The sequence below is a fragment of the Desulforapulum autotrophicum HRM2 genome (assembly GCF_000020365.1).
GTDB classification, from domain to species: domain Bacteria; phylum Desulfobacterota; class Desulfobacteria; order Desulfobacterales; family Desulfobacteraceae; genus Desulforapulum; species Desulforapulum autotrophicum.
This window is the reverse complement of the sequence record NC_012108.1, coordinates 3044082-3059780: the sequence shown is the minus strand read 5'-3', so window position 1 is coordinate 3059780 and position 15699 is coordinate 3044082. Positions and strand designations below refer to the sequence as shown.

General features: G+C 48.9%; 13 protein-coding genes. 7 read left to right on the top strand and 6 right to left on the bottom strand.

Annotated features, from left to right (window positions below; translation table 11 throughout):
- Window positions 1-20: 20 nt before the first annotated feature.
- The 4 genes from holB to HRM2_RS13250 all read right to left on the bottom strand — a co-directional run bounded on the left by holB (window position 21) and on the right by HRM2_RS13250 (window position 4296).
- Complete coding sequence (gene holB / locus HRM2_RS13265; protein WP_015904536.1) at window positions 21-1058, bottom strand: DNA polymerase III subunit delta'; 1038 nt, start codon at window positions 1056-1058, stop codon at window positions 21-23.
- A gap of 3 nt (window positions 1059-1061) precedes the next feature.
- Window positions 1062-1337, bottom strand: a complete 276-nt coding sequence (locus HRM2_RS13260) for an HU family DNA-binding protein (protein WP_015904535.1) — start codon at window positions 1335-1337, stop codon at window positions 1062-1064.
- Window positions 1338-1471: 134 nt separating this feature from the next.
- Window positions 1472-1996 (bottom strand): UpxY family transcription antiterminator, encoded by a 525-nt coding sequence (locus tag HRM2_RS13255; RefSeq protein ID WP_015904534.1) that lies wholly within the window; start codon window positions 1994-1996, stop codon window positions 1472-1474.
- Window positions 1993-4296 carry an LPS-assembly protein LptD gene (locus tag HRM2_RS13250; RefSeq protein WP_187149249.1) on the bottom strand — a complete coding sequence of 768 codons (2304 nt, stop codon included), beginning with the start codon at window positions 4294-4296 and terminating at the stop codon, window positions 1993-1995. Before HRM2_RS13250 ends, HRM2_RS13255 begins: the two co-directional genes overlap by 4 nt.
- Before the next feature lie 167 nt (window positions 4297-4463).
- Here HRM2_RS13250 and tmk point away from each other — a divergent pair, with 167 nt between their 5' ends.
- The 7 genes from tmk (at window position 4464) to HRM2_RS13215 (ending at window position 12762) form a co-directional block, all read left to right on the top strand.
- Window positions 4464-5147 (top strand): dTMP kinase, encoded by a 684-nt coding sequence (gene tmk, locus HRM2_RS13245; RefSeq protein WP_015904532.1) that lies wholly within the window; start codon window positions 4464-4466, stop codon window positions 5145-5147.
- A 6-nt stretch (window positions 5148-5153) separates the two neighbouring features.
- Entirely contained in the window at window positions 5154-7433 is a 2280-nt protein-coding gene (locus tag HRM2_RS13240) for a cysteine synthase (protein WP_015904531.1), read from the top strand.
- A 10-nt stretch (window positions 7434-7443) separates the two neighbouring features.
- Entirely contained in the window at window positions 7444-8457 is a 1014-nt protein-coding gene (locus HRM2_RS13235; RefSeq protein WP_015904530.1) for a hypothetical protein, read from the top strand.
- Window positions 8458-8549: 92 nt separating this feature from the next.
- On the top strand, window positions 8550-8738 hold the full coding sequence (locus HRM2_RS13230) for a 4Fe-4S binding protein (protein ID WP_015904529.1): 189 nt from the start codon (window positions 8550-8552) through the stop codon (window positions 8736-8738).
- 683 nt (window positions 8739-9421) lie between these two features.
- Entirely contained in the window at window positions 9422-10396 is a 975-nt protein-coding gene (locus tag HRM2_RS13225) for a TAXI family TRAP transporter solute-binding subunit (protein WP_015904528.1), read from the top strand.
- 77 nt (window positions 10397-10473) lie between these two features.
- The gene (locus tag HRM2_RS13220) at window positions 10474-12204 is read left to right on the top strand and encodes a TRAP transporter permease (RefSeq protein WP_015904527.1); all 1731 of its coding nucleotides are present in this window, start codon (window positions 10474-10476) and stop codon (window positions 12202-12204) included.
- 24 nt (window positions 12205-12228) lie between these two features.
- Complete coding sequence (locus tag HRM2_RS13215) at window positions 12229-12762, top strand: universal stress protein (protein WP_015904526.1); 534 nt, start codon at window positions 12229-12231, stop codon at window positions 12760-12762.
- Here the strand turns inward: HRM2_RS13215 and aat are convergent.
- Complete coding sequence (aat, locus tag HRM2_RS13210; protein ID WP_015904525.1) at window positions 12759-13448, bottom strand: leucyl/phenylalanyl-tRNA--protein transferase; 690 nt, start codon at window positions 13446-13448, stop codon at window positions 12759-12761. The genes HRM2_RS13215 and aat overlap by 4 nt on opposite strands.
- Window positions 13449-15698 carry an ATP-dependent Clp protease ATP-binding subunit ClpA gene (clpA, locus tag HRM2_RS13205; protein WP_015904524.1) on the bottom strand — a complete coding sequence of 750 codons (2250 nt, stop codon included), beginning with the start codon at window positions 15696-15698 and terminating at the stop codon, window positions 13449-13451.
- Window position 15699 lies beyond the last annotated feature (1 nt).

The following is a 15699-nucleotide window of genomic DNA, read 5'->3' as shown; positions in this document are numbered from 1 at the left end:
TCCTGTGGAGCGTTATGGAGTCAGGCCAATTGCCTGGCAGGTATAAGCTTAAACAAAAAAGCCTCCAAGGTCAATCGGATGCCTGCATTGGCCTTGATTTTTTTTTCAACATGGTGGAGTTCAGTGATCCATGAAAGGACCCTTTGAGTTGAAATCCCAGAATCTGTTTCGGTTAAAAGGGTTTGAAAGTCTGAATTGATTATCTTTTCGGTATTGTATTTAAACACAACCATATCCCTGAAAAAACTTTCAAGAATGGCCAGGGTTCCACCGAGAAGCTCAGGATTCTGGTTGATTTTTTCCGCAAGGAGGAGGGCTACTCCTGGGTTGGCACCGCGGATCAGCGTGGAAATTGCCGTGATCATCCATCTTCTTCTTTCCGGCCAGTCCGTGGTGTCATCACTCTTCACAATACCTGTAAATTTAAGGGCCTTTTGAAGGCTTCCCTGGGACCATGAAGCCGCAATCCCTGCCGTAGTTGTGTCAATGCCGTGGTCTCTGACCAGGATCTGTTCGATTTTTCCCTGGTCCATGGGGGAAAATGTCACCTGTCTGCAACGGGACAGGATGGTTGGCAGAAGACCGTCGGTTCGTTCCGTCGTCAGAATGAAAAAAGTACGTTCCGGTGGCTCTTCAAGGATTTTTAACAAGGCATTTGAAGCTTCGGGGTTCATGGCCTCGGCCCCTTGAATCAGAACCATGCGGAACTTTGCCTCATGGGGCTTTGCCTTGATCTGCCCGTAAATCTCCCTGATCTGTGAGATCTTGATTCGCTCCTTTACAGGGGCCACACAGATGATATCCGGATGCATGGACGAAAGAATCTTTTTACATGACCTGCACTGGTCGCAGGCGAGTCCGTCGTTCCTTTTTTCTCCCTGGCAGTTCAGGGCCCTTGCAAAGGCAAGGGCCGTTTCAACTTTCCCAAGATCCGGGTTGCCTACAAACAAAAGTGCATTGGGAATTTTAAGTGTTGCAAGCAGGGCTACAAGATCCTGGGGCAGGTTAACCCCACCCTTGATACTGAGACAGGTATCTGGCTGGTCATGGAACTGCATGGATTAGAAGTCTACTCGCTCTTTCAATTCTTTTCCGCACTTGAAAAAAGGAAGTTTTTTTGCGGGAATGGTTACCTTGGCACCGGTTTTGGGGTTTCTACCGGTGTAACTTTTGTACTCTTTAATAAAAAAACTGCACAGTCCTCGGATTTCCACACGTTCATCATTGGCAAGGGCTTCGGTCAACGAGTCAAAAAAAATTTCAACAATTTCGGCGGCTTCAGTTTTTGTAAGATCAGCCCTCTGTTTCAGGACGGAGATCAGCTCAAGTTTATTCATAGATCCTCTTTCATGTTATCTGGAACTGGCATTTGCGCAAACCAGTATGCGAGACCATTTTTCCGTAAAAAAAATTAAACCCCAGGTGGGGTGTAAAACTCTATCTAAACAAATTTTTATACTATGTCAAGGGGTTAGGATAGTATGGCTGGTAATATCTCCAAATCTTCCCTGTCAATTTCAACTCCTGCAAACTGGCCTAGGGTTTCGATCTTTATGATTACACGATCCTTGCCCTTATGGCGCAGAAATTCTCCTTTGACCCCTGAAAAAGGGCCTCGGACTACAAGCACCCGTTCCCCTTTTTGAAGGGTATTAATAGTCCCGCTGACCACGTCAAGACCTGTCCCCGTAACGATTTTAAGGGATTCAATATGGGCTGATGGAACAGGAACCGGACCCGACGAATATCCTAAAAGCCGAACGGCCCCCGTGGTCTTGACCACGCTTAAATGTGTCACTGGGTCAAGGGTTATGTTGACAAAAAGATAGCCCGGAAACAGGGGGACATCGATCATTAATTTTCTGTCTTTCCGCTGGCTTCTTTTTTTTATCTTTGGAAGAAATACCTCAATGGATTTCTTCTGGATATCGTTGAATACAACGTTTTCAAAGCGGCTCTTGGTTAAAAGGGTGTACCATGATTTTTCTTGACTCATTCTTGTCCAAACTCTCCGATGCCGTATAAATTTATGAAAAAACCAACGGACCTGTCATCAGGTTGGTCTCGATAGGTCAGGACCATGGACCAGCACTGCCTGTGGTACCCGATACCTGTGGAGGTTTCAACCCGTTCGTTGTTATATAGATCCTCTTCATGGGATATAAATGCGTTAAGACTTGGGGTGATGACTACGTTTGTTTTTACATACAGCGTCTCTGAGGGGTCCACGTCTACGAGTTCACTCTCTTCACTTTGGTAGCGATATCGGAATTGAACTGTGTCTTTTCTGTTGTCCTTCAGGGTGAAACCCGTGTTACACATTGTGAATTGATTGTCCTGGGCAGACCAGTCAACATCCATTTCAAGGGAGAGCCAGTTATACGGGGAAAACTCGCTTTCAAGACTGAGGTCTGAAAAGGATTTGTCTATGTCGTATCGTGTGACATCATCATCGTCATCATCATCATCATAATAGGTCAGGTCATCAAAATAATAGGTTTGATAGAGCTTTACCCAGGCAAATTCATGGTAGACGACTTGGGTTTCGGGCGTTTTTGGGGTGGCGTTCACCGGGGTATCAGCAATGGAAGTAACGGATGTTTTTCTGTCCAATGGGACGGGTTTGATCTTTCGAGTGGTAAATCGGTTTGTCACGGACCAGGTTACCTGGTTCTGCCTTGCAACCCTGTCCTCGTCATCAAAAAAGGGGAGGTCGTCCTGGTCAACATCCGGAATATAATTATACTCCAGGGCGGGAACAATTTCGTGCTTAATTCTTTCGGCAAAATCGTTGCCAGGGGTAAAAATCCGGGAGAACCGGGTGGACATTTCAAGGTTTAAATCCACAAGTTCTCTGTGACTGAATCCTCCAGAACTCTCGTCCTCGCCCGAGAGGGTGTAGTCGTCGGAATACCAGGCTGTCTGCCTGAGGCCGACGGAAGGTTCAACGTTAAGGTATCTGCCGGCTTTAATGGGATAATAAAGGGAGGGGTGGATATCGGCCCGCTGGCCATTGACCAGGGCCGAGGTGGTATCCTGGCGAAAAAAATTCTTGTATCCGGCATCAAGATCAAAATAAACGTCAGACCGGTTGATTCTTTGATACACGGTATTGAGGGTAACTGCCGGCAGGGTCTGAAGTGTTGTGTCGTCTTCATTTAACTGTCTGGCTTCCACATCGTCATACCAGTCAACGTCCACATTCAGGCTGTAGGTATCCCAGGTCCTGTTCAGGTTCAGCTGGTTTGTCCGGGTGGTGTCATCATAGTCGTCCAGGTTTCTGCCAAAGTTGTCGGCAAAGGTGTTCTGGGTGTTTGTAAACCCTGTGTATCCGTCCTTGAACTCGTGGAGATAGTCAGCATCGCTCACAACATCAAGATCAAGTTTGGCCTTCCATCCCATGGGAAGGGCCTGGTCGTGCTTCATCCTGAACCAGTAACGGTCCGTGTTTGTTCTATCGGGGGTGGTGCTATAGCTGTAATCTGATGTGGCATCAGTTCCGTCATCGATTTTCTGGTCATCAAGATAATCAAAGAATAGTGTTCCCTTTGATTGACTGCCCAGAATATACCGATATTCAAGGCCAAGTTTTGTTCCTCTTTTTTCCATGTAATCGGCATACAGAGTAGCATCGCTTGCTCGATTGATGGCCAGAAACAGGGGCAGGTTCAGCTCAAATCCTTTTCGGTCAGAAAGGCTGTATTCTGGGGTAAGAAGACCGGTCTGACGACGTGTTTTAGCTGGAAATCCCAGAAAAGGCGTGTAGAGGGCAGGGATGTTACGGGCATAGAGGGTGGCATGCTTTGCAACCCCATACCCGCCAATGGTCACCCGAACATTTTTTGCCGTAATTTTCCAGTCAGGGGTTTCGGTGTTGCATGAGGTAAGGGATGCCTGTTGGGCAAGGTAACTGTCCTTTCCGGTCTTTGTTATTTTTTGTCCCCGGATATAAAAATTGTTCTCCTGAACAAAGATGGTGCCGTCATAGATGGTGCCGGTCTCTGTGGTAAGGTTGATGGTAAGGGCCTCGCAGGTGACCGTATCTTCTCCAGAGATCAAGAGCACATGACCCCTTGCCATGGCATCATTTGTGGCGCTGTTAAACTCCAGATGGTCTGCCTCAAGTCGGGTTGTGCCGCCTTTGATTACAACCTCTCCGTCGGCAATATAGAGACCTCTTTCATAGTCGTGGGTTCCCTTTGCTGCTGAAATATGCCAGGCGACCGGCTGATCTTGTTTGTCCATGAGGGCTTTAGCCGTGGCGGGCAGAGCCAGCAGTAACAGTATCAGCAGCATGGCTGCTCGTCTTTGTATGGGGGATGGGGATGATTCCATAGTTTGGTTGTCCGGCTTTTGGCAGCAACGCCTTTGCATTTTAACTTGGTTTGGTTTTGCACTTAACTAAAATTTACTGTATAAAGCCATTTTAAGCCTTAAAAGTCAAGCAATGTCGGGAGTCATTTATGTTTATCACACTTGAAGGGATTGAAGGTTCAGGCAAGACAACACAGATTAAACCATTGGTCGACTGTTTGGGTCAAAATGGGTATGAAGCCGTTGTCACAAGAGAGCCTGGAGCTACGGTTATTGGAAAAAAAATACGAGCCATCCTCCTTGATCCCGGGAACAGCGGGATGTCGGATCTGTGTGAGCTTTTTCTTTATGGTGCAGACCGGGCCCAGCATCTGTCTGAAGTGATAATTCCTGCATTGGGGGCGGGGAAAACCGTTGTTTGCGACAGGTTCACCGATGCCACCACGGTCTATCAGGGGGCGGCCCGGGGAATATCCAAAGAGCTGATCGACATCATCCATTCGGTGGTTGTCAAGGACCTTTGCCCGGACCTCACCATTTTGTTTGACCTTGATCCTGAAACAGGCCTCGCCCGGACAGTTAAAGCATTGACGGATGGTGAAAGGACCCTTGATGAAAGCCGGTTTGAAAGGGAAACCCTCGAGTTCCACGAACGGGTAAGACAGGGTTATCTTGCCCTTGCTGCAGCAGAACAGGACCGTTTTCTTGTGGTTGATGCAAGGGGAACCCAGGAGCAGGTTTTTACCGAAATTGTTTCTGGAATTAACAGACGCCTTGGTATTGATCTTGTCGGCATTGATTCGGCCATGATTGATCCCAGGGTTAAAGGATGAGCCACCATGACCTATTCTATTCTTGACGCCATTGGAAACACCCCACTGGTTGAAATAAAAAACATGCATTCCTTTCCAGGTGTTACCATCCTTGCCAAGCTTGAGTATTTGAATCCTGGCGGGTCCATTAAGGACCGGGCTGCCCTGTCCATGATTGAACAGGGGGAGATCAGCGGTGAGTTGATTCCGGGGAAGACAGTAATCGAAGCAACAAGCGGGAATACGGGAATTGGACTTGCCATGATCTGTTCGGTAAAGGGGTATCCCTTGCTTTTGACCATGGCCGAATCCGCAAGCGAAGAGAGAAAGAGCATTCTTAAGGCAAGGGGTGCTGAAATCAGGCTTACACCGGGTCACCTCGGATCGGACGGTGCCATTGAGGAGGTGTACCGGCTTGCCCGGGAAAATCCTGACACCTATTTCATGACAGACCAGTACAACAATCCTGCAAACTGGCTTGCCCACTACCGGACAACGGCACCTGAGATCTGGGAACAGACCTGTGGAAAGGTGACCAGCGTTGTGGCTTCCCTTGGCACCAGCGGCACTCTTATGGGTATCTCCCGCAGATTAAAGGAGCTTAATCCCCTGATACGAATCGTGGGTGCAGAACCCTATCTCGGCCACGGGATTCAGGGGCTTAAAAACATGAAGGAGTCGTACCGGCCCGATATATTTGATAAAACATTGTTGGATGAAAAAATAAACATCGACGATGAAACCGCCTTTGCGACGGCTCGAATGCTGGCAAAAAAAGAAGGATTGTTTGTGGGCATGAGCAGCGGTGCTGCCATGGCCGTTGCCCTTGTTGAGGCAGCCAGGATAGAGAAGGGCACGGTGGTGGTTATTTTCCCAGACGGTGGTGAAAGATATCTTTCAACCTCTCTTTTCAAGGTCAAGGACAATATTAACCTTACGCTTTACAACACCCTGACCCGCAGCCAGGAGCGGTTTGAACCAAAGGCCCAGGGCAAGGTTGCCGTCTACACCTGCGGGCCAACGGTTCATAAAGCCATGGACCCGACCCGGTTCAGGCGCTTTGTGGCAACGGATCTTCTGGTTCGCTACCTTGAATACCGTGGACTGACCGTCAACCATGTGGTGAACATAACAGATCTGGATGATCGGACCATCAAGGGATCTGAGCGTATGGACATGACGGTTCCTGAATTCACACGCCCCCATATTCGATCATTTAAAAAAGACCTCACTCGTCTGGGGGTGCGTCCGGCCCAGGCCTATCCCCTTGTTTCTGAGCACATCGAAGATATGGTGGCGGTTGCAGAAAGGCTTGTTGAACAAGGGGTTGCCTATGAAAAACTCAACTCCCTCTATTGTGATATTTCAAGCCTGGAAGGTTATGGCTCTCTTTCCGGGGTGAATCTTGATAAAATAAGGGTTGGGGCAACCGTTGACCTGGATGATTATGAGAAAGATAATCCAAGGGATTTTACCCTCCTTAAAAGGGTGGGGCTTTCCGAGCTCAAAAGGGGGGTGTGCGTCCGGACAAAGTGGGGCAACGTTCGACCTTCCCTTCATCTCCAGTGTGCGGCCCTTGCAATGAAATACCATGGTGGCGGGTTTGACATCCATACGGGGTCAAGGGAGTTGTTGTTTCCCCACCATGAGAACGAGAACGCCATGTCAAGGGCTCTTGTAAAAGAGCCCCTTGCAAGAATCTGGGTGCACTGTGATTGCGTGACCTATGATGGCAGTCTGGGAGTGGAAACCCTTGGGGAGGTTGACCTTGATCTGCTTGAAAAACTTGGTTGGGAGCCGAGGGTTGTACGGTTTTTTCTTCTCTCCTGTCACTATCGTAAACCCCTGACCTTCTCAAGCCAGGGGCTCATTGACGCAGGGAGGGCCCTTGACCGGTTTGATCGTTGTATTGAGTCCCTTTCCCAGGTTCGGGAGGGGGAACCCTTTCCTGGGATGGATCAGCTCCTTTATGACATACGCAATGGTTTCATCTCTTCAATGGACGATGATCTTAAAATTTCAGGGGTGATGGCTGTGCTGTTCAAAGGGGTAAAAACCCTCAACCGTCTCATTGCCTGCCATCAGATTGACGCCAGGGGTGCCCGGGAGGTTTTGGCGCTTTTCAGGGAGATCAACGGCGTGTTGAACATATTTGAATTCGAACCGGGAAAATCGGTTTCCCATGAGGCAGCAGCCCTTATTGAAAAGAGAGAGGCTGCAAGGTTGAGCGGGCAATGGACCCTTGCAGACCGACTCAGACAGGAAATCAAAGCCCTGGGTGTTGAGATTAACGACAAAAAGGTGTGAGACTAAATAGATGAAACCCCTGTTTTTTCCGTTTACCCATGTGAGTGAAGAGGATGCTGCAGCCCTGTTAACCTGTTTTAACGGATTCTGCCGTTTGGGTGTCAGTCGGTTGGAAGAACTGACGCCCCAGGAACCGGCCGCTGAGGTTGTGCTGCCGTCCGACAAGGAGATCGGTTCTGTTTTTGCCATGATCGAGGATTATCGACAATGGGCAAGGGTCAACCAGGGCGGGGCAGGACAGCTCAAAGCCCGGGTGCCTGACATTCCTTATTTTACAAGCGATACCGGGATATCTTCCCTTAAATCAACCATTGAAAGCCAAGCCGGTGACGGGGTCGGGCAAGACCTGGATGGCGGGGATAAACAACGGAATGCCTTGCTCAATGCCCTCGTGTTTTTAAGGATGGCCCAGGAGGCTGATGGGGAAATTGATCAAATCGACAAGAAATTTTCTTTGATTTCAAAGAGTGAAGCCAGGCTTTTTTCAGCCCTTAGGGGCAACGGTCTGCCTTCTGCCGTTGATGTTGCTTCTTCTGACAGCTCCCCGGTCGTGAACAAGGATAGGGGTTGTTCCAGAACGGACAAGCGAATTCTCTCATGGGCCTGTTTTTTCCGGGAAAAGATAGCGTTTTCAACGGATACAGAACCCCTTCTTCCCGTCACCACAAGCTCGGCTGTTATGGACTATTTCCTGTCAATGGCAAAAAAGTCCACAAAGGTCCTTGACATTGGTAATTTTAAAGTGCATGAAAGGTCATGTGACCAGAGCAACCCGTGGAAACGTCACTTAAATGATGTCATTTGGGATGCTGTTTCGGGCATCCACAGGGATGAAAATAGATTGATCGAGGCAAGTGACGGCTGTGCCGTTATTGTTGACGTTCAACTCCATCTTTTTTCAGACAAGGCCGTGACCGACATATTCTGCCCGCCGGGCCAAAAGGGTAGAAAAAACAGACTGATCCAAGGGAAGGGAGGCGAAATTCCCATTTGCCTTGTTCATGTGAAGAATAAAAATGCTTGATTTGATGGGTTACCTGTTATAATAGGCGCTCTTGTTAGTGTTATTTATAATAGACTTTACGTTAAACTTTTTTTTTATGGAGGCTTTAAAAAATGGCTTTTAATCCAGTAGTTGATGAGGCAAAGTGCGTTGGCTGTGAAGAGTGTGTTGATGTGTGTCCTGTAGAGGTTTTTGAGATGCAGAACGAGAAATCAGTTCCTGTCAATGCCGAAGAGTGCATGGGTTGCGAGAGCTGTGTTGAAGTATGTGAGCAGGACGCCATCACCGTAGAAGAGGACTGATTCTCTCTTATACCGGGCACCGCTTTAAACATTAAAGCCCCTGGAAAAGTCTGTATCGGGCTTTTCCAGGGGCTTTATTTTTTTGGAATACCTTTCCGAACCCTAACATTCCATGCTTCGTTGTGGCCGAGAGCTCCATACCCCGCTCCGGCCGTGCCGGTTATATAAGAAACTCCCGTTGAAACATCATTGTGAAAGTATCGACTTTAGAGCCCCCTTTGGTTACCCTGACCGGAACCTTGTAAACCAAAGGGGATAGGATTTTTGCCCTTCCAGGCGTTAAGAAGCGCAGGCTATTTGAGGACTTTAGCCCGCAGTTCCTGCGCTTTAGTCTGGAAGGGCAGAAATCCCCCCGACGTTTACCGTTCCGGTCAGGGTAACCAAAGGGGGCGGAATGGTACGGTCACCTCTGCTGTCGAAGGTTTAAGTTTTATGCTTTATTGTGTTTGAGAGCCCATACCCCGTTCCGGCCGTGCCGGTTATACTGAAAGTTTTTTCCCCTTGTTTTATCCATGGCCGATCGGTCAAAATGTAAGAAAATTACCTACATAACAATCAGAAATCTGCCAATTGACCCGGGGTGTTATTGCTGCTACTGTTACCAAAATGGAGGTGTTTCTCCACTATTGTCGACCCAGAATCATCAATAACCGGTTACGTTTTATTACAATCAGGAGGATTTTATGGGAAGTAAACAGTTCGCAGCCAGTATTGCCGTCACACTATTGACAGGTGTCTCCTTGCTCTTCACCCCTTCAGCCTTTGCAAAGGAACGGGTTGTCTTTGGCGGCGGCCCTGCCGGAGGAACCTTCCAGGTGGTCGCAAATGCAATTCAAGTGTTTAAACCCATGAAATCGGTGGCTGAATTCAAGGTTCAGGCGCAGTCCTCTGCAGGTTCCGTTGAAAATCTGCGTAAAACAGATGCCAACCGTCAGCAAATGAGTGTTGTTTACTCCGGTCATGTCTGGCTTGGCCGCAACGGTAAGATGAAGAATGACACTAAAAAATATGAGAATGTTCTTGCCGTATCCTATCTTTATGGAGCACCTGCCCAGCTGGTAACAAGAAAAGGCTCGGGCATTAAAAGCGTTGCTGATCTTGCCGGGAAAAAAGTCGGTGTGGGCAATGCCGGATCCGGCGCCTTTGCCAATTGTGAGCTTTTCTTTAATTACATGAAGGTGTGGGACAAGGTCGAAAGAAACGCCATGGGTTATAATGATGCAGCACAGGCCTTTGGCAACAATCAGCTGGACGCATTCTGGCTCTTTACCGCCTTCCCAAGCGGTGCCGTCATCATGGCAGCCCAGACCAACGACATCGAGCTTGTAAATCTCCATGAGGATGCTGTCAACAGCGGTTTTTATAAAGAGTACCCCTATTTTGCAAAACTCATTATTCCGGCCAACACCTACAAGGGTGTTACCATGGATATGCCATCATTCCAGGATTCGACCCTGTGGGTTGCAAGCTCCCAGGTTCCTGCTGATACGGTCTACAAAATGCTCTCCCTTGTTTATTCTGATGAAGGTCTAAAACACATGGTCAGCCAGAAAAAAACGTTTAAGGAAATGAGTATTGAAACGGGTGCCAAAGGAATTGTAACCCCTCTCCATCCGGGTGCAGAACGGTTCTGGAAGGAAAAAGGCGTTTTAAAATAGAAATTTGACCCCGGGGACGGAGTTTATATCCGTCCCTTTGTTGCTAATTGTTTTAAATCAACATAGGCAGGCCAATTGTGTACGAAAAATTAAACAGGTACGAACAGATATTATTTGATGCATGTTCGGTGATTCTTGTTCTCTTCTACTCCTATGCAGCCGTGATTCAGCCCATGGCAACCCAGTATCACAGGGGGGTCTACGTTATCATCACCTATCTGCTCATTTTTCTGCTCTACCGTTCCAAATCAAAAATCATGCGGGTGGTGGATTATTGCCTCATGGGACTCTCCGTGGGAACCATCGGTTACTGGATAGTCAACTTTGAAACGATCAACTACCGAACCGGCGCTGAAACCCAGCTTGACATGATCATTGCCATTATCGGCGTACTCATCGGCATCGAGCTTGCCAGAAGGGTGGTGGGCAGCGTATTTGTCATCATCGGGGTGGTGATGCTCCTCTTTGGTGTTTACGGTTACATGGCACCGGATCTTATTTCCCATGCAGGCGCGCCGTTTACCGAACTTTGCGTCAGCATTTTCTACAAGAGTGACGGCGTATTCGGCATCATGGCCAACGTTCTTGCCACCTATGTGATTCTTTTTGTCATCTTTGGTGCGTTCCTTGAAAAATGTGGTGCCCAGAAGTTTTTCATTGACTGGCCCCTGGCAGCTGTGGGGCATAAGATCGGCGGGCCTGGCAAGGTGTCTGTCATTGCATCGGGGCTTATGGGTTCTATTTCCGGGAGCGCCATTGCCAATACGGTCTCCACGGGCATGTTCACCATTCCCATGATGAAAAAGGCAGGATTTAAACCCCATGTGGCAGGCGGCATTGAACCTGCGGCTTCCATCGGCGGGATGTTCATGCCGCCCATCATGGGGGCCGGTGGTTTTATCATGGCCGAACTCACGGGCCTTCCCTACTCAAGGATTATGCTGGTGGCCATCTTTCCTGCCATGATGTACTTTTTTTCAGTGTTTGTCATGGTTCACTACGAGGCCAAGATGCACAACATCGTGGGTGAAAAATCCGAACATTCATCCATGGAAATTTTGAAAAAAGAGTGGTTTTATACCCTTCCCCTGGTGGTCATCACCATTTTCATGCTCACGGGTTATTCTCCGGCCTACTCGGCAATCCTGGGTCTTGCCAGCTGCCTTGTAATTTCCTATTTTAGAAAAGAGACCCGCATCGGGGTCAAGGAGTTCATTGAGGCGTCAAGGGAAGGTACCAAGAGCAGCCTCAAAATCGGCGCCACCGTAGGTATTATCGGTATCATCATCGGGGTGTTGACCTTTTCAGGGCTGGTGCTCACCTTTGCAGACATCGTGATCGAGCTTGCAGGCGGTTCCCTGCTGATGACCATTTTTCTCATTGCCCTGGCTTCCCTTGTTCTTGGTATGGGGGTTCCGGTGACAGCTGCCTATCTCATCACTGCCGTTGTCGCCGTTCCGGCCCTGACCCATCTGGGGGTTAACGAGCTTGCAGCCCATATGATCGTGTACTGGCTCTCCCAGGATTCCAACATCACACCACCCGTCTGTATTGCCGCTTTTGCAGGGGCAACCATTGCAAAGGCAAATATGTGGAAAACTGCCTTTACCTCATTTAAGTTTGCCAAGTTTCTCTACCTAGGTCCTTTGCTTTTTGCCTATGTACCAGGGTTCTCCCTGGACGGATCATCCGTTGACATTGTCAAGGCGTTTATATATATACTTCTCGGAACCTGGGCCTATTCCTGGTTTATGAGCGGCATCTGGATTGGGTCGCTCAAACGGGTTTTCATTAAAGCAGATAATTAATTTCAGGAGAAAAAACAGAGCGCCATGATATTACCGGAAGTTAAAATAAAAAATATACTCTATGCAACGGACCTGTCGGACAGTGCGCGTTATGCCTTTGCCCATGCTGTAAGCCTTGCTGAGCACTATGGGGCAAAAATAACCATTCTCCATGTGATTCCCGAAACCCATGACTATTTTGAAAAAAGCATCCTCGGCTATGTGTCCAAGGAGAGCTGGGATGAGATCAAGGTCAAAAACCTCCAGGAGGCCCGCCATTCCCTGATCGGTAAAAAAAGGGACAACGTGATGATCCATGAGGTGCTGGAACAGTTCGCCAATGATGCGAAGCGTGAATCAAACGCTGAAATTGAATTTGCCGATGAAATTGTTATTGACCGGGGAAATCCGGTCAAGCAGATTTTAAAGCAGGCAGAACTGAGGGATTGTGATATTATTGTCATGGGCAGCCACGGGCAGAGCACTCTTACCGGTGTGGTCATGGGAAGTATCACCAAACGGGTCCTCAGAAGGTCCCGGAAACCTGTCCTTGTGATCCGTCTGCCGGAAATAGATTAAAACCCTGTAAATATCCACGGTCCCTTGATCGTTTTTTTTTCAAGGGAGCCGTGGATCCGGGTCAGGAAATCTTTCCTTGGGATTTCCACCCCTCCCATGGAGACCAGATGATCTGTTTTTACCTGGCAGTCAATGAGATCAAATTTTTGTTTGACAAGGTGGCGGTCCAGGGCTGCAAGGGCTGTTTTTGAGCTGTCCGCCATGGTTGAAAACATGGATTCTCCAAAAAAACATCCTCCAAGTGATATTCCATAGAGACCCCCTGCCAGCGTTCCAGCGTTCCACGCCTCAACCGAGTGGGCATACCCCCTTTCATGCAGTCCGATATAGGCCTCAATCATTTCCTGAACAAGCCAGGTACCCTGGCCCGAGCGGTTACGTAAATCTGCGCAGGCGTTTATCACCCTGCCAAAGGCCTGATCCATGGTGATGGTATAAACATTTCGGTTGATTCTCTTTTGAAGGCTTCTCGAAACCCTAAGTTGTCCGGGAAGGATGACAAGCCTTGGGTCTGGAGACCACCAGAGCAGGGGATCTCCCGGGGAGAACCATGGAAAGATCCCATTTTGATACGCAAGGAGAATCCTTTCGGGTGTGAGGTCTCCTCCTAGGCAGAGGAGACCGTCATGTCTTGCCAGATGGGGGCTTGGAAATACAAGTCTGTCAGAGAGTCTGAAAACCGGCATTCACTGCTTGAAACTGAAGGTGACAGCGTTGTTTTTAAGACCCAGAGTTACCTTTCCACCCTTTTCAAGGGCGCCGAACAATATCTCGTTGGTGAGCTTGTCCTTGATCTTTTTCTGAATCACCCGGTCCAGGGGCCGGGCACCGAATTTGGGATCATACCCCTTTTTGGCAAGCCAGGTTCTCACCTTTGGCGGATACTGGATGGTTATTTTCCTGGGTTTCAAAAGGGCCTTGAGTTCCAGCATGTTTTTATCCACAATACGTTCCATGATCTTCTGGGACAGGGCGTGGAACTGTACAACGGCATCCAGCCGGTTTCGAAATTCAGGACTGAAGGTCTTTTCAACGGCCTTTGCCCCCTTGGCATCCACATCCTCCAGTTGATCACCAAAGCCGATGCGGTTGGCACTCATCTCCCTTGCTCCGGCATTGGAGGTCATGATGATGATGACATTCCTGAAGTCGGCCGCCTTTCCGTTGTTGTCGGTCAGGGTGGCGTAATCCATCACCTGGAGCAGGATGTTGAAAAGGTCTTGATGGGCCTTTTCTATTTCGTCCAGGAGCAACACGGAATGGGGATGCTTTCTGATGTTGTCGGTCAGAATTCCCCCCTGGTCAAAGCCCACATACCCTGGAGGTGCCCCGATGAGTCTTGATACGGTATGTTTTTCCATGTATTCACTCATGTCAAACCGTAAAAATTCAATGCCAAGGTTTGCGGCAAGCTGTTTTGCCACCTCTGTTTTGCCGACCCCGGTGGGACCGGTAAAGAGAAATGAACCAATGGGCCGACCTGGAGACGAGAGTCCTGCCCTGGATCGTTTGATGGAGGTTGTCAGGGTTTCAATGGCATGGTCCTGGCCAAAGATGGTCTGTTCAAGTTTGGTGCTAAGCTGTTCAAGGTTGGTTTTGTCCGATGCCGTGACGTTCTGGGCTGGGATCTTGGCCATTTTTGCAACGGTTCTCTCGATGTCGAGGGGGTGAACCTTTGTTCTTCTGGCCGACCCTGAAAGCCGTATGAACGAACCTGTCTCATCCATGACATCAATGGCCTTGTCCGGCAGGAATCGGTCGTTGATGTGTTTGGCGGCAAGGCGGGCACAGGCCTCAATGGCTTCATCCGTGTATTCAAGCCCGTGGTGCTCCTCATAGCAGCTCTTGAGACCCATCAAAATTTCTATGGTCTCTTCAACCGTGGGCTCTGCCACTTCGATTTTCTCAAATCTGCGGGAGAGTGCCCGGTCCTTTTCAAAGAAGTTCTTGTACTCCTCGTAGGTGGTGGATCCAAGGCAACGGAGGGCGCCTGAGGAAAGTGCAGGTTTCAGGATGTTTGATGCATCCATGGAACCGCTGCTTGTGGCACCTGCACCCACCACGGTGTGGATCTCATCAATGACCAACAGGGCGTTTTCCTTTTCTTCAAGGGCTGAAATGACATCCTTGAGCCGCTGCTCAAAGTCTCCCCGGTATTTGGTTCCGGCCAAAAGGGCGCCCATGTCAAGGGAGAACATTTCTGAATCTTTTAGAAAATCAGGGACATCCTTGTTAAAGGCCTTTAGGGCGATACCTTCGGCAATGGCTGTTTTCCCCACACCTGGATCCCCGACAAAAACAGGGTTGTTCTTGCGCCTTCGGCAGAGAACCTGCATGGCACGCTGGGTCTCATTTTCCCTGCCGATGAGTGGGTCAATTTTTCCCTGCTCTGCCTTTTCCAGAAGATTGGTTGTGAAAAGGGTCAATGGATCGGGCTTTCCCGATTTTTTGGGTTGTTTTCCCGGCTTTAAAAAGCCCTGGTCCGGTTTGTTGAGGCCGGCCTTTGGCAGGTCCGAACCATGGGAGATATAGTTTAGAACATCCAGACGGGTGATTCCTTCGGCCTCGAGAAAATAGGCCGCATGGGAATCTTTTTCCTGGAAAATGGATGCAATGATATCACCCAGGCTTACCTCGTTCTTTTCGGCTGAGCGGGCATGGTTGATGGCCCTCTGGATCATTCTTTGAAAACCGATGGTCTGTTGGAGGACATACTCTTCGCCTTCGCCCATGACGGTCATCTTTTCCTGGAAAAAGGTATCCAGGTTTTTCTTTATGACCTCCGGATCTCCACCGCATTTTTCAACGGTTTCAGACCCGGTTTCGTGGTGCAAAATTGCATAGAGAACATGTTCAACGCAGACGTACTCGTGGCGTCTTTTTTTGGCTTCCCGAACGGCCGCTCCGAGGGTTGCACTAAGTTCCTTGCTTATCATG